Here is a 25,329-nt window from a genome sequence, read left to right on the forward strand (position 1 = left end):
AGACAGGTCGTCATGTCCGACACCGAGATCACGTTTCAATCCGGCGACGTCACCCTCTTCGGGAGCCTGCGCCTCGCCACGACTCCAGACGTACAAGCACCTGCCGCGCTCATCCTGGCGGGTAGCGGTCCCACCGATCGCAACGGCGACAGCGCACTCCTCGAAGGCGATATCGGTACGCTTCGGTTCATCGCGGATCTCCTTGAAGAACAGGGTATTTCGAGTCTGCGTTACGACAAGATCGGCAGCGGCGAAACCGGCTTGGGACCGTACGAGGTCGACGACATCGCAGATCTCGGTTTCAACACGTACGTCGACGCGGCCTCTTCCGGTCTCGACTTCCTGGCAGCGCAACCCGGCGTCGACGCCGAGCGACTGATCATCATCGGTCACAGCGACGGCGCGGTGGTGGCTCTTGCCGTGGCCACCGGTCACGGCGGTTCCCGCGTCCATGCACTCGCTCTGGTCGAACCGCTGAGCATCAGGCTCCTCGACCTTCTGACCAACCAGATTCACGGGCAACTCGACGCGGTTGTCGGGGCCGGGCAGTTGCCGGTCGAATTGGCTGACGAGCTTCGAGTGGCGCTCGCCGGCGCAGTCGAATCGTTGCGCAGTGACGGCACGGTTCCCGACGATCTTCCCGAACCTCTCCGCAATGCCGGACTGGTGTACGCAAATGCCAAGGCTCTCGCCGAGGAAGATGCACTGGACCCGGTTGCACTGGTGGCGTCGCTTCCAGCCGGCATGCCGGTCCTCACCAGTTGCTCGGCCAAGGACATCCAGATCGTTCCGGCCGAGGTCGCGGCACTCGACGAGGCTCTCGCTCATACCGCGCTCACCTCGGTACGGATGAAGAACGCGAGTTTCGTACTCAAGGATCTCGGTGACGAGCACTCGACGGGCCCCGATTACGTCGCACCCCTGCCGTACTCGAGCGAGTTTGCCGAGCCGTTTGCTGCCTGGGTTCGCTCACTCCGCTGAGCCGCCACCCCGGGCTGCATACAGACCGAACGGCCTTGTTTTTCGATATGAAAGTCCCCTTGCGAATCATCGCGAGGGGACTTTCATTTTTGGTACTGGACCTGCACAAAGAGCAGCTGCGCGACGCAGAACGCCGGGACAAAAGTCACACGGAGTTTACGTTTGTGTTGGTTTTTATTGGTGCAATCCCTGGCAGCGTCCTGTACGGTCATCCATTAACCAGCTACGCCGAACGAGAAAGGCACGGATCAGATGACGCTTCACCCGGACTTTGCATCCGCGCTTTCGTGGCGCAGCTGCACCGCCCCCGTACACATTTTTTCCGCCGGCACATCGGCAGATCGTATGGCCGGTAAGGCGATGAATCACAAGCACATCAGCCACAAGCGCGGTGTCCCCCGAGAATGATCCACCGATTGATCGGATCCGTTTTCGGGCACCCAGGGCAAACGCCTCGGGTGCCTTTTCTTTTACCTTTCACATGCAGGAGAACAACATGAAACTTCGAGTCAACCAACTGTCCACCGCGCCCCCGTATGCCGATCTGCCCTCCGACTTGAGCGGTTACGCCGTCACACTGGACCTGTCGCACTCCGACGCGGCCCACGAAGCGACTCTTGGCGGTTTGATCAGCGAAATCCGCGCCCGCGGCGCTTCCCGCGTCGTGATCACCGGAACTCCGCGTGAACTCCCGGGAACACACACCCACGCTGCCTGACCCGATACGCAAACCTTGAACGCACGAGAGACAAAAGAAAACGGGCCCCGACATTCACGTCGAGGCCCGCTTCACACGAAGTTGATCAGTGCGCGAAGTGGCGCGCACCTGTCAGGTAGAGAGTGACGCCGGCTTCCTTGGCAGCCTCGATCACCTCGTTGTCACGAACGGAACCGCCGGGCTGAACAACAGCCTTGACGCCTGCGGTCAAGAGAACCTGGAGTCCGTCGGGGAACGGGAAGAACGCGTCGGACGCGGCCACCGAACCGACGACACGATCGCCGGCGCGCTGGACCGCAAGATGCGCAGCATCCACACGGTTGACCTGGCCCATGCCGACGCCAACCGAGGCGCCGCCCTTAGCCAGCAGGATTGCGTTGGACTTCACGGAGCGGCTTGCACGCCAAGCGAATTCCAGATCCTTGAGCGTTTCCGCATCTGCCGCTTCGCCGTTGGCAAGAGTCCAGTTGGCCGGGTTGTCACCATCGGCGTCGAGGACGTCACGCTGCTGCAGCAAGGTGCCACCGGAGATGGGGCGAAGCTCGATGCCGGTAGCGGTCGGTGCGGCAGCTTTGAGTACACGAATGTTCTTCTTGCGCTGCAGAACCTCGACTGCTCCGTCTGCATAGGACGGCGCGATGACAACCTCGGTGAAGATGTCGGCGATCTGCTCGGCCAGTTCGACGGTGACCTCACGGTTGGCTGCGATGACGCCACCAAAAGCACTGACCGGGTCGCACGCATGCGCCTTGCGGTGGGCCTCGGCGATATCGGCGCCGACCGCAATGCCGCAAGGGTTGGCGTGCTTGATGATTGCGACTGCCGGATCGGCGAAGTCGTAGGCTGCGCGCCAGGCTGCGTCGGAGTCCGTGTAGTTGTTGTACGACATTTCCTTGCCGTGCACCTGCTCGGCCTGAGCCAAACCTGCCGGAGCAGCCGGGTTTTCGTACAGAGCGGCATCCTGATGCGGGTTCTCGCCGTAACGCAGAACGGCGCTGCGGTTCCAGGTGGCACCGACCCAGGCCGGGAACTGCGAGCCGTCTTCGTCTGCGGCAATGGTGCTAGTCATCCAGCTCGCGACTGCCACGTCGTACGACGCGGTGTGCTGAAACGCCTGCGCGGCAAGGACAGTGCGCTCACGCAGCGTGAATCCGCCGCCGGCAACGGCCGTCAGAACGTCGGCGTAACGGGCCGGATCGACCACAACAGCAACCGACGGGTGGTTCTTCGCAGCCGCGCGCACCATCGACGGACCGCCGATGTCGATCTGCTCGACGCACTCGTCCGGCGTCGCGCCGGAAGCAACTGTCGCCGTGAACGGGTACAGGTTGACCACAACGAGTTCGAACGTCGCGATGCCGAGTTCCTCGAGCTGAGCGAGGTGATCCGGCTTGCGGGTGTCGGCCAGAACACCGGCGTGGACGCGCGGATGCAGCGTCTTCACTCGACCTTCGAGGCATTCGGGGAATCCGGTCAGAGCCTCCACCGGGGTCACGGGGATGCCGGCGTCGGCGATCTTCGACGCGGTCGAGCCGGTCGACACCAACTCGACACCGGCCTCGTGCAGACCCGTTGCCAGCTCGATCAGACCGCTCTTGTCGTAAACACTGACAAGAGCGCGGCGCACAGCCTTGCGTTCACTCACTGGGGATCACGGCCTTTCGTCCATCGGAAACTACTCCGTGTGTAGCGACAGCGGCGATAACGTCCGCCAACAACCGCCGCTCTACAACTTTGATGCGCTCGTGCAAAGACGACTCGGTGTCGCCCGGAAGCACTGCCACAGGTTCTTGGGCCAGAATCGGCCCGGTGTCAACGCCGTCGTCGACCAGATGCACCGTCGATCCGGTGACCTTGACGCCGTACGCCATCGCGTCGGGAACCGCGTGCGCGCCGGGGAAGGCGGGCAGCAACGCGGGGTGGGTGTTGATGATCCGTCCACCGAATTTCGCCAGGAAACTGGGTCCGAGGATCTTCATGAAGCCGGCGCTCACCACCAGATCCGGCTGGTGCTGCGCAACAGCGGAGGTCAGTGCCATGTCCCAGGCGGCGCGGTCGGCAAAATCCTTGATCGATACCTTGAACGCGGGAATCTCCGCGGCTCCGGCATGTTCGGTGGCAGCGCAGTCACGATCGACACCGACGGCAACGATCTGCGCGGGGTAGTTTTCGGTGTACGACGCTTCGATGAGCGACTTCAGGAGGGTTCCCGCTCCGGACGCGAGAACCACGACGCGAGTAGGCGTCGTCTGCTGCAGGTCGTGGGCCGAGGCAGTCAGCGCTCTACTCCTGAGATCTAGAAGATGGTGTGGCCGGATAATCGGCCAGACGACAGCTTAGTCGCTGGGGTCTTTCACCGGTGAGGGCAGGTCGGTCGCAGACTCTTCGGCAGAATCCTCGACGACGGTTACAGCGTCGACCTCGACCTCTGCAGCCTGGCTTTCTTCAGCCGCGAGTTCCGGCGCCTCGGTCTCCGCAGACTCCGCAGGCTCATCGGTCTCGTCGGTGTCCTCGGCTTCCTCGGTCTCCGGCTCTTGCACCGAACCAGTTTCGTCCACCGATTCATCCGTAGAGACCGAGTCCGTGTCCGAGTCCGAGTCCGTGTCCGAGTTCGTGTCGTCGCCTTCGGACTCAGCTGTTTCAGCCTGCTGGGCCGGCGGTGCCGTCACCGTGGGCTCCGGTGCAGGAACCGCCCGATGCTGCAACCACGTCGTGATCAGTGCACTGATCGATCCGAACAGCGCCAACCAGCCGAAGGTCAAGAACCCGACGGCCCACCAGGTGACCTCGACGGCACCGAAGTACCCAAGCTCCCCTCCGGTGGCGAGGGCGAGGAGCGCGATCACTGTTCCGCTCATGAACGCGGCGGCAACGGCTGTGAGGATTCCGTCTTGCCCGCCGACGCGGCGTGCGCAGTCTCGTCCCAGATAAATCCCGATCACGACCGGAACAACGAGGAGTACGGGCCAGAACCCTCCGCCCGTGCCGGCCGGGACGGCTCCGAGAACCGGAAGCGGTGGAAGGTCGCCGCCTATGTTGCCGAACACACTGGTGGACACCTCACCGATATCGGCGCTTGCGCCCGTCATGACGGCGACCGCACCGACAACAAGGTTGGGCAGGTAAAGCAGCGACAGCACGGTCAGACCCAGCACGCCGACAAAACCGCCGCCGCGGGCAAGAAGATCCCCGACGGTGGACCAGGATATGAGCAGCGCACACAGAACGGCAATAGATCCCGCTGCCAGCAGCGCTGTTGTCGTCCAGGCACCGGGGCGAACGGCGGCGGATGCCCACCGCGGAAGCTCAGGTTCGATGATCTGCCAGTGCGCGACAACAACGCCGACCGTCGCGGCTACCAGGTGAATTCCGGCGACCCAACCGAACGCGCTCAACGCATTGGGACTCGACAGCGGGATTGCAGCGGACGCGTCGGCAACAACGACCAGGCAGATCGCGGTCACCGTGAGAGGCCCCGCCACGGCTGCGCCCACCAGTCGCGCTACTGCTATCCGCGTATCGGCGAGTGTTGCCGCCGACGCACATCGCCGCGCCACCACCCACATCATGAGTGCGGTCGGGAGCAACGGCAGCACACCGAGTTGAACGTCGTCGATGACAACGGGAACTTGATGAATAGCCAGCCACGTCGTTGCGATGGCGCCGAATGTTCCGGTCAGATCACTACTCGCCGATACCAGCGTCACGACTACGACGGCCGAGATCAGCAGGATCGCCATTCCCGATGACCGGAAGGCCACGGTGAGCAGTGTTCTGGTCTGGTCTGCTTCCGGCGTGGGTGTGCGCAGCGACGTGCGGCCTCGTGTTTGCTGACCGGCGGAAGGGCGTGGTCGTGTTCGATCAGTCAAAGAATTCATCCCCTCGAGGATTTCACCCGACATCGCGGCGCGCACTCAGGCGCGCCGCCCGGGACGAATCCGAAAACCCCTTACTGCTGACGCTCGTCGGGGTTCCGAGAATCGAAAGCTCGAGTCTCGGCCGCTGGGTCTGTGTTCTCGCCGGTTTCGGGGGCTGCGGGAGCTTCGAAGCCGGTGGGCTGGGCTGGGGTGGGCTGGTACGGCCCCGCTTGGTGCTGGGCAGGAGCGGGCTGGGTAGACGGGTACCCGGCCGGAGGCTGCTGCCCGGAGGGGTACTGGGGCGTCGGCTGCGCGTACCCGCCGTACTGCTGGGCTTGTTGGCCCGACGTGTCGGTAGTTTCTGCGGGTGTCGCGCCGTAGCCGCTCGCGTATCCCTGCTGCTGCGAACCGGGCTGCGGCGTTTGACCGTACTGCTGTCCGTAGGGCTGGTTCTGGGCCCCGTACTGCTGCGCCTGGCCCTGCTGCGGCTGCCCCGGCTGGCCTTGCTGGTACATCTGCTGCTGCGGCTGGCCGTACTGCTGGTAGCCCTGACCGAAGGCCTGGGGAGCTACCGGCCTGGGCGCGGGGGCCTTGAGGATTCCGATGTCGAAGAGGAACGCGGCCACTGCGACGACGGTCTGCACAAAGCCGAGGACGAGGACGACGATCAATCCCCATCCGAAGCCGATGTCGAGGTAATCCGTCGAACCGAGGCTGAACGCGGTGAACACCAACGAGACATATCCGACCAGGGACAACGCGGCAAATATCCCTGCGTAGCGTTGCTGCGGCAGCAATGACACCGCAGCCAGAACACCGCCGGCAAAAAGGAATCCGAGTCCGTAGACACTGGTTTCGAAGAAGCTGGACGTGGTGCTCACGTCGGAACCGACACCGGAACTCGTGATCGAGGTGAAGGGAGCGAACCCGAGCAGAAAGTTGACGATTCCCAACGCGGCTACCGCGATGGTCAAGAAGAAACCGATCTTGGCCCCACCGCCTGCGTTCGGGGGCGTCGGCGATCCGTACGAGGATCCTCCGAAATTTGACCCTTGCGGTGTGAACGTCATGGCTTCCCCTCGTGGACGGACGGTTGTCGATTCCAGCCTATGTGCCTTGTCTTCTCACGCCAACACCGACAGGAGACAATGGGCAGATGCCCTTCACTCTTGCTCCCGGCACGGATCACACTGTCGAGACGGAAGTGAAGCACTCGCGGTTCATCGCCTCCCTCCGCAGAATCGACGACACCGAGGGCGCAAAACAGTTCCTGGCCGAACAGAAATCACTGTATCCGGATGCGCGCCATCATTGTTCGGCATTCGTGGTGGGCTACGACGCATCGTCGCGGTCCGAACGCGCCGACGACGACGGTGAGCCCGGCGGCACAGCCGGGATTCCGATGTTGCAGGTACTCAAGGCGCGTGACCTCGTGGACGTAATCGTGGTCGTGACACGATATTTCGGAGGCATCAAACTGGGCGCAGGCGGTTTGGTACGCGCATATTCCGGCGCAGTGTCGGTTGCGGTGGATTCTGCCACGCTGGTCGGCCGCGAGCGACGAACGTTGCACACCTTGGCTATTCGGCATGGAGAGGCCGGACGCGTCGAGGCCGAACTGCGCGCCCGCGGAGTTGTGGTCCTTGGGACCGACTACGGATCGAAAGCTGTTCTGACACTTGCCACTCACGACCCCGAACACCTTGCGTCGACGGTGGCATCGATCACCTCAGGCGCCGGCCAACTCGAAACCGCAGGCAATACGTGGGTCGACGTCTGAGCCGCCCGGCGACAAACATGTCACAGTGACGAACAACGCCCGCAACCAGGAAAACCTGATTGCGGGCGCTGTAGTTCAGACAAACTGTAGTTCAGACAAACTGTAGTTCAGACAAGCTGCAGTTCAACACGAAGCACTACGCTCCGCGAAACGAACTTAGAGGCTCTGAAGGATCTCGCGTGCGAGAGCAGCGGTGGCGGACGGCGTCTTGCCGACCTTCACGCCGGCAGCTTCGAGAGCTTCCTGCTTGGCCTGAGCCGTTCCCGAGGAACCGGAGACGATGGCGCCTGCGTGGCCCATTGTCTTGCCTTCGGGAGCGGTGAAGCCTGCCACGTAGCCGACAACCGGCTTGGTGACGTGAGCCTTGATGTAATCGGCTGCGCGCTCTTCTGCATCGCCACCGATTTCACCGATCATCACGATGACCTTGGTGTCGGGATCGTTCTCGAATGCCTCGATGGCATCGATGTGCGTCGTACCGATGACCGGGTCGCCGCCGATGCCGATGGCGGTGGAGAAGCCGAAGTCACGGAGTTCGTACATCATCTGGTAGGTCAGGGTGCCCGACTTGGAGACCAGGCCGATGGGGCCGGTGCCCGCGATGTTGGCGGGCGTGATGCCGACGAGAGCCTCACCCGGGGTGATGATGCCGGGGCAGTTCGGTCCGATGATGCGCGTCTTCTTGCCCTTGGACTCGTTGTACGCCCAAGCGTAAGCGGAGTCCTGGACCGGGATGCCCTCGGTGATGACCACGAGGAGCGGGATCTCCGCGTCGATGGCCTCGACGATGGCGTCCTTCGAGAAGGCCGGGGGAACAAACGCGATGGAAACGTCTGCGCCGGTCTCCTTGATTGCTTCTTCGACCGTCGCGAAGACGGGGAGCTCGACAGCGGAACCGTCAGCAGCAACGTGCGAGACCGTGGTGCCGGCCTTGCGAGCGTTGACGCCGCCGACGACCTGGGTGCCGGCCTTGAGCATCAGAGCGGTGTGCTTGGTGCCCTCGCCGCCGGTGATGCCCTGGACGATGACCTTTGAATCCTTGGTGAGGAAGATTGCCATTGTTCTGTGAGTCCCTTACTTCGCTGCGTGAGCGAGTTCGGCGGCCTTGTCGGCGGCCTCGTCCATGGTTGCGACGACCGTGACCAGCGGGTGGTTGGCCTCGGCGAGGATACGACGACCCTCTTCGACGTTGTTTCCGTCCAGGCGAACGACGAGCGGCTTGTTGGCCTCGTCGCCCAGGGTCTTCAGTGCGCCGACGATGCCGTTGGCAACTGCGTCACAAGCGGTGATGCCGCCGAAGACGTTGACGAACACGCTCTTGACCTGTGCGTCGTTCAGGATGACATCCAGGCCGGCAGCCATGACTGCAGCGGAAGCTCCGCCGCCGATGTCGAGGAAGTTGGCGGGCTTGACGCCACCGTGGTTCTCGCCTGCGTATGCGACGACGTCCAGGGTGGACATGACAAGGCCTGCGCCGTTGCCGATGATTCCGACCTCACCGTCGAGCTTGACGTAGTTGAGGTCGTTTTCCTTGGCCTTGAGCTCGAGGGGATCGGTTGCGTCGCGATCCTCGAATGCCTCGTGGCCGGGCTGACGGAACGCTGCGTTCTCGTCGAGGGTGACCTTGCCGTCGAGGGCGAGGATCTGATCGTCAGGCGTGCGAACGAGGGGGTTGACCTCGACGAGGAGTGCGTCCTCGTTGATGAAGACCTCCCACAGCTTCTGGATCGTGACGGCCGCTGCGTCGAGCACCTCAGCGGGCAGCTTTCCTGCCTCGGCGATGCTGCGCGCGAACGCGAGGTCGACGCCCTTGACTGCGTCGACGGGGATCTTCGCGAGAGCGTCGGGGTTCTCCTCGGCGGTGACCTCGATCTCGACGCCACCCTCTACCGAGCACATGGCCAGGTAGGTGCGGTTGGTGCGGTCGAGCAGGAAGGAGATGTAGTACTCCTCGGCAATGTCACTTGCCTCTGCGACCAGCAGCTTCTTGACAACATGGCCCTTGATGTCCAGGCCGAGGATTGCTTCTGCGTTTGCCACTGCGGCATCCACGTCGGGCGAGTACTTCACGCCACCGGCCTTGCCGCGGCCACCGACCTTGACCTGCGCCTTGATCATTACGGGCTTGCCGATTTCTTCGGCAATCTCGCGTGCTCCTGCGACCGTGTCCGTAACACGCCCAGCCGAAGTCGGCACTCCGTGCTTGGCGAAGAGTTCCTTCGCCTGGTATTCGAAGAGATCCATCTGCTCACCGTCTCGTCTGCGTTGACACCCGCTCGAGGGGTAGGAGCGGGTCTGTTCTGGACTTTAACCAGTTGCTGCGTTCGGTTTGCGCCCGCATACATGCTATGTGGCCCATGTCACGCGACATCGCCAGGTGCGGCAGGCGTCACCGATCGGCAACGCAACTTCGCACCATTTGTCAAGCGCGGGTCTCACCGCCGCTCGGCATGCATCGACAGCGTTGTTCGCGCACTGAAGAAAGCAGCAACGACTAGCAAGAGTAGGCCCGTCGCCGCTGCGATCGCACCCGCCCCCACTGTTGCGTCCGGTATGCGTGAAGACGTCAGTGGTCCCGCGGCGAGATATATCGACACCGAGATCGCCGATCCGACGAGGAGCGCAACAGCACGCGGTGGCCGGGAACGGGTGGCGACGACGGATGCGAGCAGGACAGACACTCCGACGAGGAGTTGCCCCCAGGTGTCGATCCCCCACGCGTCACTGCCCCATGGCCATTGCGTGATCGACGCCGCGGTGTGATTTGCGCCGCGATAGAGCGGCAGAGCGGTGCCGACGAGTGCAAGTACGCCGCCGAGTCCGGCAAGGAGACGGACCACGGAGTTCGCCTCGATCTCCACGGATGTGTCGATCTCCTCGCGTTCCGCTGTTCCGGCGAACCACAACGCCAGGCCGGCAGCGGCCGCGAGCGCGCAGGCGACGCCCATCACGTACACACCGGCCCCAAGGTCGACACCCGAAACATCTGTTGCGATGACAGCTGGTTGCACGACAGCCGCAATGCCCATGACGACGGTGGTCCACAGCGTTCCCACGGCCGGCCGAATGGCAACGGCGCGGCCAGGAATCCACAGCCCGAGCGACGCAATGAAGAGAACGATCGCCGCGACGAAGACGATGCGGGTCGCGAGTATCGACGGTTCGGCGAGTCCACCGGGCAAGGACAGAATGGGCAACGACGCGCCAAGTGCGGCCGACACAGCGGCGCCAATTCCGAGCGCCCCGGCGATGCGGTGCATCTTCGTGACGTGAGCCTGCGCTTCGCGGGCCTGCTCGATCATCGCGGCTCGGCGCGCTTTCTTGGAGCCGCCGGACGGCGCCTGATTTTCGGATTTCACCGGCCGCGCTTCTTCTGCCGCTGCAGCCTCGCGCCGCGCCGACAGAATCGGTATCACCGCGCCCACTCCCACGATGACCACCGCCGCGATGGCACCCACGATCGATCCAGCGCCGACACCGATCCGGTCACCGGACGCCAGACCGGCAACAACCCGAGTGCCGCTGACACCCAGCGCGCCGACGCCGGCGCCGACAACACCGCCTGCGCCCACCCACGGCGAAATCGACGTCAGAGCCGATGCCGTGACGATCAAGACGGCCACGGCAACCAACGCGGTTCCGACAGCACTGGCAGCGGGACTGTCCACGAGGGAGCGGGCGAGAAAGATCGGATCCTGCGAATCGAAGGCGGGCGCGAACAGCGACAGCAGGTACGCGCCTGCAGCAAGAATCAATACGGACGTCGGCCAGGCACCGATGCGTCCGCCTACGGATCTGCCGTCGTACTCGGCAGCATGTGCGCTGCCGTATCCGTCACGCTCGGACTCACGATGAATCACCACGAGCCCCAGAATTCCGGCAACAACCAACAGTGCGTGCCCGAGAAGTGCAACGTACGACCCGACACCCGCGGTGATCACTCCGGCGGAAATCGGACGGAAAAGTTCCAAGCGGTTTGCGTCGATCGCGTCGACGAACAACTGCAGATCGAGGATCGCGACCCCGAAGGACAGCGCGCCTGCACCGGCCAAGAGCGCGCCTGAGAGGGCGGGGTGACGACGGGCCACCACAATCGCAGCGGCCGGGATCACGAGCGCGCACAGCGCGGCAAATATCGAGGCGGTCACGATCGAACCGGACGCGCCGGGTCCACTCCCCACGTCGACAATCGGCGCAGCCGACACCGCGACCGCGCCGAGCAGCCCCAGAACTAGGGCCAGGGCGAGCGGCGGCGGGAATGGACGAGCGGTGCGAACATCGCCGGGCGCGTGGACCGACGAGCTTCGGAGTGTTGACGACACCTGCTCGACGGTAGCGCCTGCGCAGGTCGGTGATCTGGTTGTGACACACCCCGATATCAATCGAGATACTTGGTCCGATTTGTCCGAAGCGACATATTGCCTGGTCAGGATGTGAGCCACGTCACAAACTACGACTCGTTTGCTGTATAGGTTGCACGTGTCGCAACCATTTCGTTACCGTTACTCCAGCTAAGTCACAGGCTGATCACGAACCCCAAGGAGCGAACAGGCATATGCGACACAGCCAGTTCACGCCCAGCAGGTTCACAGAATCAGAACCGGACGAGGTCACGCCCTCTTATCCAACGCACTCGGCCCGGCGTTACACCGAGACCAAAAGTTCTGAGATTTCTTCCCTTATGTTCACTCGCTCCGCATCCTCCACGTCGTCAGATTCCGACTCGGTAGACGCCTACCCGGCAGACTTCGAGACCGTCGAGTCCGACGTGAACAGCATCTCGACCTTCACGCCACCGGCATCTGCAGATGTCTCCTCCCCGGCTCGTCGCACCGGCGCTCACCGCATCCCCACCCCGCCCTCCGCACTCAAAGGCCGCGCCGCAGTTCTTGCAGTCGCAGCCGGCGCGGTAGTCGCAGCGGGACAGGCAGTAGTCGACAACGGCTCGGGCAATGCAGTCGGGCACTCGGACGTCGCACTTGCCGACCAGTCCTCCACCATCGGAACCACCGCACAGCCACAGGCAGCCCAGTTCGCGCCCACCGCCGCAGCGTCCTCCACCACGGCAGCCGACGCACCCCAGGTGCTCAACGTCGCCGCCCCGACCGACCTGTCGCAGTTCAGTAACCTCCTCGCCAAGGGACAGCGTTTCAGCGAAGAGCGCGCAGCCCGCGAAGCCGCTGCCCGACGCCCCCTGTTCGTCCTCCCCGCTGTCGGAACTTTCACCTCGAACTTCGGTAGCCGCTGGGGCACCCTGCATGCCGGTGTCGATATCGCAGCACCCATCGGAACGCCCATCGTCGCAGTCGCCGACGGCACCGTCATCGACTCCGGCCCGGCTTCCGGGTTCGGTATGTGGGTTCGCCTGCAGCACGCCGACGGCACCATCACCGTGTACGGACACATCGACACCTCGGTAGTGACCGTCGGCCAGCAGGTCATGGCCGGCGATCAGATCGCCACCGTCGGCAACCGCGGCTTCTCCACCGGCCCGCACCTGCACTTCGAGGTTCATCTCGCCGGCGAGAACAAGATCGATCCCCTCCCCTGGCTCGCCTCGCGCGGTATCAGCCTGGGTATCGAGCAGGACTGAGCTCACCACAACCGAAACTTTCGGCCCGCACCTTTTCTCTGGTGCGGGCCGAAAGTCTTTCCAGAGCTTCTTGCCCCTACAGCTTCACCATCGGAACACCGCCGATGAGCATCAGACGCACCTTGCCTGCGCTGCCGAAGTCGATGGTGACTGTTGCGGTCGGGCCGGTGCCCTTGGTCTCGAGGACTGTGCCCAGTCCGTACTTGTCGTGACTGACCCGATCGCCGACGGCAAGAACCAGGTTGTTGTTCCGTCCTCGCGCAGCACCGAAACTTGGTGCGGGAGAGTCGTTTCGAGAGGTGTTGCCGTACCCGCGGCCACCTTGGCCACCCTGATTGCCGTAGCCACCGCCATAACCCTGACCGCCGGCATAGCCCTGACCGCCCCCGTAACCGGGTCGACCGCTTCCGAACCCGCCGCCGGTGCCCGGGTCTTCGCGGCGCCAGTTGATCAGATCCTCGGGAATTTCGCTGATGAACCGTGATGCGGGGTTCTGAATCGGCTGACCCCACGCGGAGCGCATGATCGCACGTGTCAAATACAACCGTTGCCGCGCGCGGGTGATCCCGACGTAGGCGAGGCGTCGTTCCTCGGAGAGCTCTGCCGGATCGCCGAGGGCCCGCATGTGCGGGAATTGACCGTCTTCCCAACCGGTTACGAAGACGACGGGGAATTCGAGGCCCTTGGCGGTGTGCAGTGTCATCATGGTGACAACACCTTCGTCGGAGTCGGGCAGCTGATCTGCGTCGGCCACCAACGACACTCGTTCGAGGAACGCTGCCAGCGAACCTGGATCGGGTTCACCTTCGCGCATCGCTGCGGTTTCTTCGTCGTCCGGGTCGATCAGTCCGGCAGCATTTCGCGCATCAGAACTGAATTCTCTTGCCACACTGACAAGTTCGTTGAGGTTGTCAAGCCTGGCGCCGTCCTGAGGATCACTGCTGGCAGCCAGTTCGCCGCGGTAGCCGCTACGTTCGAGCACGGCCTCGGCCACTTCACCGATATCGCCGAGCTCGGAAGACTCACTGCCGTCGGAAGATTCGGCCGGCAATAAAGTGCGCAGCCCGTCCATCATGTCGAGGAAGGCAACGATCGCCTTCTGTGAACGCGTATTGAGCAGTGCAACCTTGCCTTCCGCCGCATCCCGCAACGCGGCAGCAAAGCTGATGTTGCGATGCTCCGAATGCACTGCGACACAGGCCTCTGCGCGGTCGCCGATTCCGCGGCGCGGTGTGTTGAGGATTCGACGCAAGCTCACCGTGTCGTCCTCGTTGGCGAGTACCCGCAGGTAAGCGACGATGTCGCGAACTTCTTTGCGCTCGTAGAACCTGACGCCGCCCACGATCTTGTACGGCACACCGAGGCGGATGAAGATTTCCTCGAGCGCACGCGACGAGTTGTTGGTGCGGTAGAACACTGCGACGTCCGAGAATTTTGCGTCACCGTTCTCGACCAGCCGGTCGATCTCGGAGGCGACAAAGGATGCTTCGTCGTGCTCGTTGTCCGCAACGTATCCGACGATCAATTCGCCTTCACCGGAATCGGTCCACAACCGCTTCTCGCGTCGCCCCGTGTTCTTGGAGATGACGGCGTTGGCAGCCGAGAGGATGTTCTGCGTCGAACGGTAGTTCTGCTCGAGCAGAATGGTGCGGGCGTCCGGGTAATCGCGTTCGAACTCCACGATGTTGCGGATAGTGGCACCGCGGAACGCGTAGATGGACTGATCGGCGTCGCCCACAACACACAGTTCAGCCGGCGCCACCGCATGGTCGGATTCGCCTGCGCCGCCGACCAATTCACGCACCAGCATGTACTGCGCATGGTTGGTGTCCTGGTATTCGTCGACGAGGACGTGACGGAAGCGCCGACGGTAGTACTCCGTGATCTGCGGGAAGTTCTGAAGCAGAGCCACAGTCTCGCCGATGAGATCGTCGAAATCGAGCGCGTTGGCCGAGCGCAGGCGCTGCTGATAAATCCCGTACACCTTCGCAACCAGGCGGGGCAGTTCCGCGGGATCCTTGTCCGCGGCCGCGACTGCTTCCTCTGGGTCGATCAACTCGTTCTTGAGGTTCGAGATGTGCGTCGCAAGCAATCTGGCCGTGAAACGCTTGGTGTCGAGCTCGAGATCCTTGGAGATCATCGTCAGGAGCCGGCGCGAATCATCCGAGTCGTAGATGGAGAAGTTGGAGTTGAGCCCAGGAAGCAACGCCGCCTGAGCGCGCAGAATGCGAACACAACTCGAGTGGAACGTCGACACCCACATACTGTTGGCCCGCGGCCCGACCAATGCCGCGACGCGCTCACGCATCTCGGCTGCAGCCTTGTTAGTGAATGTGATGGCAAGGATCTGCCCCGGAGTGGCACCACGCTCGGCCAACAGATATGCGATGCGGCGCGTCAGCACTGCGGTTTTGCCCGAGCCTGCGCCGGCAACGATCAGCAGCGGTGAACCGGCATGGACCACGGCTTCGCGCTGCTGCGGGTTGAGACCCTCGAGAAGCTCGTCGGAACCTCGGCCACCCGGCTGGGCAGAATGACCGTGCTGGGCAGAATGACCGTGCTGGGGCCCATCGTGATCGTGCTCGAAGAGACCGCCCTGCGCGTAAAGACTGCCCTGCCCGTCAAGACCGTCTCGCCCGTCAAGACTGCCCTGCTCACCGACTGCTGGATACATGTTCATCGTCTGTCCACGCTACCGGCGTCCACCGACAAGAGTGTGAGTGCGGTGGCGGCACTTGGAACTGGGATGCCGAACATGGCAAACTGGACGCTATGTTGAGCCTGTGCAACACCGCAACCACCTGCGATTGCCGCAGTGTCGGTGCGCGGTGGCACTACTTTACGAGCGCCGGACCGCGGTGCTCGTGAAGTCTTCGAACAGCTCACCTGCCTCTGGTCCGACTCGGATCCGGGGCATTTTTCGTCAGGGCGCTGGATCGGTAACGACCCGAGCTGAGAACACGATCCACGCAGTAGAAAGAGGAGACGAATACATATGAGCACGCAGGCAACGGCACCCGAGGGAAACTCCACTCCGACCGACGTCGACGTTCCGCGCAGCGAAGCTGAGATCAACGAACTTCGTAAGGAGATCGATCGTCTCGACGCCGAGATCCTGGCAGCAATCAAGCGCCGCTCCGAGGTCTCACAGATCATCGGTCGTACCCGGATGGCATCAGGGGGGCCGCGCCTGGTTCACAGTCGTGAGATGAAGGTGCTCGAGCGTTTCAACGAGCTGGGCCAGGAAGGTCACACGCTCGCAATGCTGCTCCTGCGTCTCGGCCGCGGACGCCTGGGACACTAAGCCCCGCAGCTCGCACCGCCCTGCTCGCAGACCGGCTGATCGGAGCAGGCCAGGGTGCCGCCGAGACTCATCCAGAAGTTTCCAGACCGGGCCGTTAAAGTCGATGACTGTGAGCATTGACATCACCGGAACATCAGCCTGGCAGAAACTGCGCGCTCATCACGCCGATTTCCACGCCGTTCACCTTCGGGAACTCTTCGACGAGGATCCGGCTCGCGGAACCGAGTTGACGGTGGACGCCGGTGATCTCCACATCGACTACAGCAAGCACCGTGTCAGTCGTGAGACTCTCGACCTGCTGATCGCGCTGGCTCGAGAGGCCGGCGTCGAGGAGCGTCGCGACGCAATGTTCGCGGGTGATCACATCAACACCTCCGAGGATCGGGCGGTGCTACACACCGCACTGCGCCTCCCTGCTGATGCATCCCTCACGGTCGACGGCCAGGACGTCGTCGCCGATGTTCACGAGGTTCTGACGTCGATGGGCGCCTTTGCCGATCGTGTTCGCAGCGGCGAGTGGACCGGATTCACGGGAAAGCGCATCCGCACCATCGTCAACATCGGTATCGGCGGATCGGATCTCGGGCCGGTCATGGTGTACCGAGCACTGCGGCATTACGCCGACGCGGGCATCAGCCTCCGATTTGTCTCCAACATCGATCCCGTGGATCTGGTGGGGCAGCTGGCCGACCTGGATGCCGAGACCACCTTGTTCATCGTGGCATCAAAGACGTTCTCCACACTCGAGACCCTGACCAACGCAACGGCGGCAAAGCGCTGGCTGTTCGCCGGTCTGGGTAGCGAAGACGTCGCCGCCGTCGCCAAGCATTTTGTCGCGGTGTCCACCGACGCCGAGCGAGTCTCCGCGTTCGGGATCGACACCGTAAACATGTTCGGATTCTGGGATTGGGTGGGTGGCCGCTACTCGGTCGACTCCGCCATCGGCCTCTCCGTCATGTGTGCGGTCGGCCCCGTTCGCTTTGCCGAGTTCCTCGACGGCTTCCACCAGATCGACACGCATTTCCGCACCCGACCGCTGGAGGAGAATGCGCCGGCGATTCTCGGCTTGATCGGCCTCTGGTACTCCAACTTCTTCGGTGCACAGTCCCGCGCCGTGTTGCCGTATTCCAATGACCTGTTGCGCTTTCCGGCCTACCTGCAGCAGCTGACCATGGAGTCGAACGGCAAATCCGTCCGCTCCGACGGCACCCCGGTGACAACCTCGACAGGCGAGATCTTCTGGGGCGAACCAGGAACCAACGGCCAGCACGCCTTCTACCAACTACTCCATCAGGGCACCTGGTTGGTGCCTGCCGATTTCATCGGTTTTGCCGAGTCCACCGACGATCTGCCCACGGCTGACGGCACAGGTTCGATGCACGACCTCCTGATGAGTAACTTCTTTGCTCAGACCAAGGTGTTGGCGTTCGGCAAGAGCGCTGAGGAGATTGCGGCAGAGGGAACACCCCCGGAGTTGGTGCCGCACAAGGTGATGCCGGGTAACCGACCCACCAGCACCATCCTGGCCAAGGAGCTCACACCGTCGGTGGTCGGGCAGTTGATCGCACTCTACGAGCATCAGGTTTTTGTCGAAGGTGCTGTGTGGGGGCTCAATCCGTTCGATCAGTGGGGGGTCGAACTCGGCAAGACCCAAGCTTTGGAACTGGGGCCTGCACTCTCGTCGGCCGAGGCTCCGAGCGATCTCGGCGATTCCTCGACCGACGCCCTGGTGAACTGGTACCGCAAGCAGCGCGGCCGGGCCTGAGCAACTGGCTCGAACGCTCAGGCGGCGTCCGGACCGAACCAATTCTCGGTGGTGTACACACGCCCGGACTGATCCACCAATCGAGCTCGAAGTTCTTGCTGCTCAACCCATTTGATGGCGCTTATCCCCCGCACGAGCGCCGCACGGCTGGCGGCGTACGCCCACACTGCGTCGTCGGCAATCACCGACACCTGCGCCCATTCTGTTGACGGACGATCCTGGTGCGGTTGCCACGAAGGCGGTTCGGCGGCGTGCGCAGTGGCAATCGCCGTCCCGTTGGCCAGTTCGACGTCCTCGCCGCCCGGAACGGGAATCTGCCAACCACCGGCCGGAGCGTGCCCCGCAGTGGCAAGTACGTCGCCGATCCGCACCGCAACACCACATTGCAGCTCTGCCGCAACAGTTTGCGCGGCTCGATCGACGGTGTCCGCCTTTGCCACTCCCGTGATGTCGAACGAAGCTCCCCACGGCGCGTACACGACGTCGCCGTCGAGTTGCACGTCCTCGAATGTAGGGGTCGGGTGGACCGGCGGAATCGAGTCGTCCTCCGAGAAGTTGTCGGCAAGCGGGTTCACCTCACCGGCCGTCATACGGGCCGCCCACAGCGCCGAACGCAACAGTGACGACATTCGCCGGGTCACTTTCACCGGCGTCCCCTGAGCCAGATTGACGGCATGAATTTCGGCGTCGCCGCGCCCGAGATCGCACAGCGCTTCGGTGTCCTCGATGGCGGCAGCGATCAGCGCGTGTGCTGTGGGCAGTGCAGCACCCTCCGTGACATCCACTTCGATAGCGGAATCCCACATAGCCCACTTCTCGACACTGACCATGTCAGCCTGCCCTTCGTACCACGCGGCGTAACAACCAGTATGCGCCGAATCGCGGGTACGCCGCCAGAAACCGCAGGTCCTCTACGTGCCACGCCTACACTGCTGGGGTGGGAGTTCGCTTGAGTGTCGTCGACGAGATGTTTCTGTGGACCCACCGAGGTCTCGGCTTGCCGATCCTGATGCAGGGGGTGTGGCGCACCGACAGCATCGTCGATCCGAGTGAGCTCGAGCAGTTGTGTGTACGGGTGGCGTCGGGGCCGCTCGGCCGACGCGTGCGCAGGCCGCGAATTCCGGGCGCCCGGCCCGAATTCATCGCCGACCCGCGTCATTACCCTCTCAGTTTCCGTTCGGAGCCCATCGCCGCCGACTCGGTGATCGAGTGGGCCGACGCTGCGGCCCTCCTCTCGGTTGACCCGGAACGAGGTCCGGGGTGGCGCATCGCCGCGACCTACGATTCAGACGGCGGAACCGTCGTCTCCGTGACGTGTTCCCATGTCCTTGCCGACGCCCGCGGATTGATCGGCGCCCTGAGCGACGCGATGCAGCGGAAACCGTCACCGCCGATCGATCGCGCCGGCCACTCGGATATCACCGACGCGCGCTCGACCGTTGGCCGGGTTCTGCGCGGAACCACCCGTGCGGTGGGCGGATTGATCGTCAGTCCGGCGCGCAGAGCCGAACTCCGCGGCTTCACCGCACCGGCCGCCGCCACTCGGCGCTTCCAGCGACACTCGGTAACGTCCGCGGTTCTGGAAATCGACCGGGACCAATGGGATGACGTCGCAACGTCTTCCGGAGGTACCGCCAACAGCTTGTTCCTGGCATGTGTCGGCGAGCTGGCGCGAGCCGAGAACAAAACCGCCGCAGTCACGCTCAGCGTTCCGATGAACGTGCGTACCACTGACCAGGGAGACAATTCCGTCGACAATTCGGTCGCGATGGTCGCGATCCCGTTGACCCCCTCCACCACTCTCGCGCAGATTCGCACATTGTGCCGTGACGCGTTCGAGGCTCCTCCGATGTCGAGTCCGGCAGGCTTCCCGGCCGAACTCCTGCAGGTCGTCCCGGACCGAGTCGCTCATCGACTTGCCGACGGACCTGGTCAGCGAGATGCCTTGTGCTCCAATATCGGTACGGTCGACATCGACCAGTTCGAGGGGCACCGGACTACGGGGCTTGCCCTCCGCGCGGTGCATCCTGGAGCGAGCGCCGCTCAACTGGACAACACATCAACTCGAGTCTCCGGATACCTCAGTCGCAACCACGCCACGTACACCTTGTCGCTGGTGAGCTTCGTATCGGCCGACAATCAGGCGCTGCGCACGCTGGCCTGCAACACGCTCGAAAAATTCGGCATCTTCGCTCGCCCCTGGTAGCGCTCATTTCCCTCCCAGCGAACTCGCCAGTCGAGGCCTTGGCAGAGCCGAAAGGTATGCTCGCACAAGAGACTGGCCGGTAACTTAGCCAAATCAGCTGCATAAGAGCGTAAATCAGTACAAACCGCCCGGAAGGTACTGATTTAATATTCTGATAACGAACGGTCAGTTCGCGTCGCAAATCACACTGTCCACAAACGCTTTCAGAGCCGGAAAACCCAAATATCCCCAGGTAAAAGCACTCTCATTTCTAAACATCCAATTTTGAGTCGTCTACTATGTGAAATCTGCTTCGCATAACTATGCAATCGCAGAAATATGCAGCACATTGTGGCGCACACGTCACAAGCGAAGGGAGGAACCGTGGAAATGGGAGGAACCGTGGCAGATTCGTTCCGAGAACGATTGAACGCCCTGTACCCCGTAACACCTCCCCGATTGACCAATGCGCAAGTTGTAGACGCACTTTCCCAACGTGGCTGCCGAATTTCCACACCGTATCTCTCGCAGCTGCGCAGTGGTGTTCGAACCAATCCGTCCGAGCAGGTTGTGCTGGCACTCGCCGACTTCTTCGGAGTCGACGCCGAGTACTTCTTTGCACCTTCCCCTCGCCACGATCCTGAACTTATCCCCGACGAGGACCGTTCGGTTGCCGAAGAGTTCTATGACAACGAATTACGTTCCCTCACACGTAAAGCCGTAGATCTGTCCCCCGAGTCACAGAGCCTGCTTTCCTCGATTGCCGAGAAGCTCAGGTCCTCCGAAGGCCTGCCATCCGTCCCGCCGGACTGCATTACCTACACTGCGCCACAGCCACGCGCCTGATCACCATTCGACGCGGCAGCGCTGCATCTATGCCGAAAGTTGTTGCAGTACAACTGCAACTGGGATCCCCGCGAATGCCGCGACTAACGTCGAACATCCGGTGACAGTATGCGGGAAGATCTACGTTTCCCGTGGTCCCTTCGCGGGTATCCCCCACTGCCAGTAGCGCCCACCTTCGAATGGAGCGATCATGCGCAGACAGTGGTTGTTCGCGATTGTGGCCAGTGCCGCACTTGCCGCGTCCGGCTGTTCGTACGACGCCACCGACTCCGGCACCGATGCGGACAACGTCACCGTGATGCCGACATCGTTGTCGCCGCCGGCCGCAGCCGACGCGGTGCTACTGAAGACTGCCGACTCTCCACTGGGAACAATTGCCGTCGACGGCGAAGGTATGACCGTCTACATCTACGACCCGGACGAGGAGCACCCGACCGGGGATTCGTGCGATGAGAGCTGCCTCCGGCATTGGCCTGCCGTCACGTCTGTCACCGATTCTCCGGTGACCGAGGGGATCAACGCGGCGCTCGGTACCGTACCGGGACCTGACGGTTCGTTCCAGGTGACGGTCAACGGCAAGCCGGTCTACCGATACTTGGACGATGAAGTGCCCGGCGACATGTTGGGGCAGGCCGTCGGTAGTCTGTGGTTCATGATCGACGAATTCGGGAATCCCGTCTTCACCACGGAGTAGTCGGATCCCGCGACAGTTCGCTCAGTTGTACGGTTGCCGTGCGGTTTCCGGGTCGCCGAATGTGATTGCGCGTTCCCGGCGAGTTTTCGACGCAAGGGTGACGCCCCAGTTCAGTGCCGTGCTGACGCGGTTGCGGAAACCCGCGAGGAACGCGATGTGAATGACTCCCCAGGACACCCAGCCGATGAAGCCCGACATCCGGATCGGTCCGGCCTGCAGGAGTGCGTGGCGACGCGAAATATAGGCCGCAGTACCGAGATCGCGGTACTTGAAGGGCTTTCCGTTCGGTCGACCGTTTTCGACGCGGGCAGCGATCTGCGCCCCCGCGTAGCGTCCACCCTGCATAGCCACTTCGGCGACACCGGGCAACTTGTCCCGGGACATGATGTCGCCGACGACCCAGATGTTCGGGTGGCCTGGCACGGTCAGGTCGGCCTCGACGTCGATGCGGCCGCCGCCGACCTGCTTGACGCCGAGCGCCGTGGCGAGCGCTTCGACAAACGGCACTGCTTCGACACCGGCGGTCCACAAAATGGTGCGGGTCTCGTAGCGCTGCTTCGCTTTTGTCTTCTTGTCGGTGGTCTCGATCTCGGTTTCACTCACATCGGTGACATGGACGCCAAGGTGCGTTTCGACGCCGATCTTCTCGAGCGTTCGCGCGGCGGCTGCGGACAGCGATCTGTTGAACGACGGCAACACTCGATCGTCACCGTGGAAGAGGAGCACTCGCGCCTCGTCCGGGTCGATGGACCTGAATTCGTTGGTGAGCGCGTGCATCGCCAATTCGCGTATCTGCCCCGCGATCTCGACCCCGGTCGGTCCGCCGCCGGCAACGGCGAACGTCAACCACGGACGCCGTTCCTCGGCAGTGGGGAGAGATTCGGCCATTTCGAACGCGGCAATGAGACTGCGGCGGATGGCCAGCGCGTCGTCCAGCGTTTTCATTCCGGGCGCCCATTTGATGAAGTCGTCCTGGCCGTGGTACGACTGCCGCATGCCGGCCGCCACGATCAGATAGTCGTACGGTAGGCCGAATGTCGAACCGTCGAATCTGCTTGCCGTCAGCAGCCGAGCTTCGGCATCGAGGGATTTTGCTTCGCCCAGCACTACATTCGTATTCTTCTGGTCTTCCAGAAGGTGCCGAAGTGGGCTGGCGATCTGGCCTTCGGAGAGGAGCCCGGTTGCACACTGGTAGAGCAACGGCTGAAACACGTGACTGGTTCCGCGATCGATCAGAACTACTTCGACGTCGGCTTTCTTCAACTTCTTGGCTGCGTAGAGACCGCCGAATCCGCCGCCGACAATGACAACGCGCGGCTTGCCGTTCGACTTGTGGATACTCATCAGACGAACCTCGCCGTCACCGAGTTGGGCAGAAACCGCAGTGCAGCATCGATTCCCTGCCATTTCAGTCCGGGAAGCGCCGCTCGTGTCACTTCTTTCTCGATGGCCGTAACCATCGCATCGACGCCCTCGTCGAGCTCAGCCATCAAGGAAGAATCGTCGCCGGCACCCGCCGACATGTCCGTCTTGATGAAACCTGGCAGCAGGGTGGTAACTCGAATCGGCGTACGCGCCAGTTCGATACTGAGAGCCTCACCGAGCGCAGCCACCCCGGCTTTGCTCGCTGAATATGCGGCTTTGGTGCCGGGAAGTCCACGGTCTGCACTGATCGAGGACACCAGTACAACGTGTCCGGCGTTCTGCGTGCGGAAGATCTCGAGTGCGGCCTCGCACTGTGACAGTGCGCCTACGAAGTTCGTCTGCGCTGTCGCAAGATTCGCGTGTGCCTTACCGGTACCGATCTTGGCGCCCTTACCCAGACCGGCATTGACGATCACCCGATCTAGCCCACCGAGTTGGTCGCGAAGTTCGCCGAACACTCGGACAACGGAATCATGTTCTGTGACATCAAGCCCTGCCACCGCAACTGTGATCCTTGGATACTCGGCGAGCAATTGCTTCCGGAGAGCGTCGAGCCGATCGGTTCTCCTGGCGCACAGAGCCAGATCGCGTCCCCGCGCTGCGAACCGTCGTGCCATTTCTTCGCCGAGACCCGAACTTGCGCCGGTGATCAGAATCTTCTGCCGCGTCATGGCTGCCACTGTAACCACCGCGGGGTCACCGCACGGCCCGTCAGTCGACAAACCGGTTACCCTGCACATCACCACCTGATCGGCATACCGTAGAGCGATGACCGAAGAATTCGATGTCATAGTCATCGGCGGCGGACCGGCGGGGGAGAACGCCGCGGCCTACGCAATAGCCGGAAGCACCCGTACCGCTGCCATCGTGGAGCACCAACTAGTCGGTGGTGAATGCTCGTACTGGGCGTGTATGCCGAGTAAGGCGCTCCTGAGGCCAGGGCAGGTGCTCGACGACGCGGGCGCGTTGCCAGGTGTATCCGCTGCGCCGCCGGACATCGGCGCGATCTTGGCCAGACGTGACTCCTTCACCCACAACCACGACGATTCCTCGCAGGTCGAGTGGGCCGAGTCCGCCGGTATCGACGTGATCAGAGGCCACGGCGTTCTGGACGGCGAGCGGACCGTTGTTGTCGACGGCACCCGCACACTCTTCGCCCGCCAGGCCGTCGTACTTGCCACCGGAACAACCGCGTCGGTCCCGGACACACCCGGACTGCGGGCTGCGCTCCCCTGGACGTCACGCGACGCCACCAACCTCCACGAAGTTCCACGGCGTGTTGCCGTCATCGGCGGCGGCGTCGTCGCATCGGAGTGCGCAACGTGGTTATTGTCATTCGGCGCCGAGGTGACGTTGCTGGTACGCGGCAACGCAGTGCTGAAATCTGCCGAACCGTTTGCCGGAGACATGGTTGCGCGTCATCTCACCGCACGGGGAGCCGACGTGCGTTTCGGGACTACCGTCCATTCCGTATCTCGCCCCGATGCCCGGGATACGGGCGAGGGGAACATTCACGGTGGGCCAGTCACCATCGACACCTCTTCCGGTGTGATCGAGGTAGACGAACTGATTGTTGCCGCAGGCCGTGCGCCGACGTCGGCGCAGTTGGGGTTGTCGTCCGTCGGTTTGACCGATGGTGCGTACGTTCCGACGGACGATCACCTGTGTGCGCAGGGCGAATGGCTCTATGCCGTCGGCGATATCAACGGCCGGTCACCGCTGACCCATATGGGTAAGTACCAGGCCCGAGTGTGCGGCGATGTGATCGCCGCACGAGCAGCAGGACGCGCGCTGGTCGACCCACGGTTCATCGCCTCCGCTGACAGCGGCCGTGTTCCACAGGTGGTATTCACCTCGCCTGAAGCAGCATGGGTGGGGCGCACCGAAAAGCAGGCCAGGGCAGACGGTATCGACGTCGAGGTCGTGGAGATCGACATTGCCGTCGCAGGATCCTCGCTGCTCCGTGACAATTACGAAGGCCGCGCGAAACTGGTGATCGACCGTGGTGCCGACGTAATCGTCGGGGCAACCTTCGTCGGTCCGGATGTCTCGGAATTGCTCCACGCAGCAACAATTGCCGTCGTCGGTGCGGTCCCGCTCGACACGTTATGGCATGCGGTGCCGTCGTATCCGACGGTCAGCGAAGTATGGCTCAGGTTGTTGGAGGCACGGCGGTAATCG

21 protein-coding genes are annotated in these 25,329 nt (G+C 62.9%); 10 read left to right on the top strand and 11 right to left on the bottom strand.

The genetic code is table 11. From position 1 onward, the window contains the following. The first annotated feature begins 12 nt into the window (after nt 1–12). Nucleotides 13–981: an alpha/beta hydrolase gene (locus tag KYT97_RS29305; RefSeq protein WP_033234214.1), complete on the top strand. Its 969-nt coding sequence runs from the start codon at nt 13–15 to the stop codon at nt 979–981. A gap of 496 nt (nt 982–1,477) precedes the next feature. Then, complete coding sequence (locus KYT97_RS29310) at nt 1,478–1,699, top strand: hypothetical protein (RefSeq protein WP_219111442.1); 222 nt, start codon at nt 1,478–1,480, stop codon at nt 1,697–1,699. A gap of 85 nt (nt 1,700–1,784) precedes the next feature. Here the strand turns inward: KYT97_RS29310 and purH are convergent, their stop codons facing one another. The 4 genes from purH to KYT97_RS29330 form a co-directional block, all read right to left on the bottom strand. Then, nucleotides 1,785–3,344, bottom strand: a complete 1,560-nt coding sequence (purH, locus tag KYT97_RS29315; RefSeq protein WP_033234212.1) for a bifunctional phosphoribosylaminoimidazolecarboxamide formyltransferase/IMP cyclohydrolase — start codon at nt 3,342–3,344, stop codon at nt 1,785–1,787. Next, nucleotides 3,337–3,978 carry a phosphoribosylglycinamide formyltransferase gene (gene purN / locus KYT97_RS29320; protein WP_051730473.1) on the bottom strand — a complete coding sequence of 214 codons (642 nt, stop codon included), beginning with the start codon at nt 3,976–3,978 and terminating at the stop codon, nt 3,337–3,339. The genes purH and purN overlap by 8 nt, the downstream gene beginning before the upstream one ends. Before the next feature lie 57 nt (nt 3,979–4,035). After that, nucleotides 4,036–5,577 carry a cell division protein PerM gene (locus tag KYT97_RS29325; protein ID WP_219111443.1) on the bottom strand — a complete coding sequence of 514 codons (1,542 nt, stop codon included), beginning with the start codon at nt 5,575–5,577 and terminating at the stop codon, nt 4,036–4,038. 71 nt (nt 5,578–5,648) lie between these two features. Then, entirely contained in the window at nt 5,649–6,626 is a 978-nt protein-coding gene (locus KYT97_RS29330; RefSeq protein ID WP_219111444.1) for a DUF5336 domain-containing protein, read from the bottom strand. Nucleotides 6,627–6,712: 86 nt separating this feature from the next. On the opposite strand from KYT97_RS29330, the gene KYT97_RS29335 reads away from it, so the two are divergent. Next, nucleotides 6,713–7,336 (top strand): IMPACT family protein, encoded by a 624-nt coding sequence (locus KYT97_RS29335; protein WP_219111445.1) that lies wholly within the window; start codon nt 6,713–6,715, stop codon nt 7,334–7,336. A 156-nt stretch (nt 7,337–7,492) separates the two neighbouring features. Here KYT97_RS29335 and sucD read toward each other — a convergent pair whose 3' ends face one another. The 3 genes from sucD to KYT97_RS29350 all read right to left on the bottom strand — a co-directional run bounded on the left by sucD (nt 7,493) and on the right by KYT97_RS29350 (nt 11,658). Then, on the bottom strand, nt 7,493–8,395 hold the full coding sequence (gene sucD, locus KYT97_RS29340) for a succinate--CoA ligase subunit alpha (RefSeq protein WP_033234208.1): 903 nt from the start codon (nt 8,393–8,395) through the stop codon (nt 7,493–7,495). A gap of 15 nt (nt 8,396–8,410) precedes the next feature. Next, nucleotides 8,411–9,580 carry an ADP-forming succinate--CoA ligase subunit beta gene (gene sucC, locus KYT97_RS29345; protein ID WP_045069199.1) on the bottom strand — a complete coding sequence of 390 codons (1,170 nt, stop codon included), beginning with the start codon at nt 9,578–9,580 and terminating at the stop codon, nt 8,411–8,413. Nucleotides 9,581–9,771: 191 nt separating this feature from the next. Continuing rightward, the gene (locus KYT97_RS29350; protein ID WP_245005960.1) at nt 9,772–11,658 is read right to left on the bottom strand and encodes a hypothetical protein; all 1,887 of its coding nucleotides are present in this window, start codon (nt 11,656–11,658) and stop codon (nt 9,772–9,774) included. Between the two features lie 233 nt (nt 11,659–11,891). Here KYT97_RS29350 and KYT97_RS29355 point away from each other — a divergent pair, with 233 nt between their 5' ends. Next, entirely contained in the window at nt 11,892–12,929 is a 1,038-nt protein-coding gene (locus KYT97_RS29355) for a M23 family metallopeptidase (protein WP_033234205.1), read from the top strand. 76 nt (nt 12,930–13,005) lie between these two features. Here KYT97_RS29355 and pcrA read toward each other — a convergent pair whose 3' ends face one another. Beyond that, nucleotides 13,006–15,609, bottom strand: a complete 2,604-nt coding sequence (gene pcrA, locus KYT97_RS29360) for a DNA helicase PcrA (RefSeq protein ID WP_245005961.1) — start codon at nt 15,607–15,609, stop codon at nt 13,006–13,008. 315 nt (nt 15,610–15,924) lie between these two features. Here pcrA and KYT97_RS29365 point away from each other — a divergent pair, with 315 nt between their 5' ends. Then, nucleotides 15,925–16,233 carry a chorismate mutase gene (locus tag KYT97_RS29365; protein WP_033234204.1) on the top strand — a complete coding sequence of 103 codons (309 nt, stop codon included), beginning with the start codon at nt 15,925–15,927 and terminating at the stop codon, nt 16,231–16,233. A 109-nt stretch (nt 16,234–16,342) separates the two neighbouring features. Beyond that, nucleotides 16,343–17,998 carry a glucose-6-phosphate isomerase gene (gene pgi / locus KYT97_RS29370; RefSeq protein ID WP_172935700.1) on the top strand — a complete coding sequence of 552 codons (1,656 nt, stop codon included), beginning with the start codon at nt 16,343–16,345 and terminating at the stop codon, nt 17,996–17,998. A 17-nt stretch (nt 17,999–18,015) separates the two neighbouring features. On the opposite strand, the gene KYT97_RS29375 is transcribed toward pgi, so the two are convergent. Continuing rightward, nucleotides 18,016–18,828: an FAD:protein FMN transferase gene (locus KYT97_RS29375; RefSeq protein ID WP_045069192.1), complete on the bottom strand. Its 813-nt coding sequence runs from the start codon at nt 18,826–18,828 to the stop codon at nt 18,016–18,018. Between the two features lie 107 nt (nt 18,829–18,935). Here KYT97_RS29375 and KYT97_RS29380 point away from each other — a divergent pair, with 107 nt between their 5' ends. The 3 genes from KYT97_RS29380 (at nt 18,936) to KYT97_RS29390 (ending at nt 21,723) form a co-directional block, all read left to right on the top strand. Beyond that, nucleotides 18,936–20,204: a hypothetical protein gene (locus KYT97_RS29380; protein ID WP_245005962.1), complete on the top strand. Its 1,269-nt coding sequence runs from the start codon at nt 18,936–18,938 to the stop codon at nt 20,202–20,204. Between the two features lie 381 nt (nt 20,205–20,585). Next, nucleotides 20,586–21,029 carry a helix-turn-helix domain-containing protein gene (locus tag KYT97_RS29385; protein WP_092806946.1) on the top strand — a complete coding sequence of 148 codons (444 nt, stop codon included), beginning with the start codon at nt 20,586–20,588 and terminating at the stop codon, nt 21,027–21,029. 190 nt (nt 21,030–21,219) lie between these two features. Next, entirely contained in the window at nt 21,220–21,723 is a 504-nt protein-coding gene (locus KYT97_RS29390; protein ID WP_033234201.1) for a COG4315 family predicted lipoprotein, read from the top strand. Between the two features lie 21 nt (nt 21,724–21,744). On the opposite strand, the gene KYT97_RS29395 is transcribed toward KYT97_RS29390, so the two are convergent. Both KYT97_RS29395 and KYT97_RS29400 read right to left on the bottom strand, forming a co-directional pair. After that, nucleotides 21,745–23,067, bottom strand: a complete 1,323-nt coding sequence (locus KYT97_RS29395) for an NAD(P)/FAD-dependent oxidoreductase (RefSeq protein WP_219111447.1) — start codon at nt 23,065–23,067, stop codon at nt 21,745–21,747. Beyond that, nucleotides 23,067–23,819, bottom strand: coding sequence for an SDR family oxidoreductase (locus KYT97_RS29400; protein ID WP_219111448.1), 753 nt, complete (start codon nt 23,817–23,819; stop codon nt 23,067–23,069). The genes KYT97_RS29395 and KYT97_RS29400 overlap by 1 nt, the downstream gene beginning before the upstream one ends. Before the next feature lie 97 nt (nt 23,820–23,916). On the opposite strand from KYT97_RS29400, the gene KYT97_RS29405 reads away from it, so the two are divergent. After that, nucleotides 23,917–25,326 carry a dihydrolipoyl dehydrogenase family protein gene (locus KYT97_RS29405; RefSeq protein WP_219111449.1) on the top strand — a complete coding sequence of 470 codons (1,410 nt, stop codon included), beginning with the start codon at nt 23,917–23,919 and terminating at the stop codon, nt 25,324–25,326. Nucleotides 25,327–25,329 lie beyond the last annotated feature (3 nt).

The sequence above is a fragment of the Rhodococcus globerulus genome, from assembly GCF_019334125.1.
In the GTDB taxonomy this organism is placed as follows: Bacteria; Actinomycetota; Actinomycetes; order Mycobacteriales; family Mycobacteriaceae; genus Rhodococcus_F; species Rhodococcus_F globerula.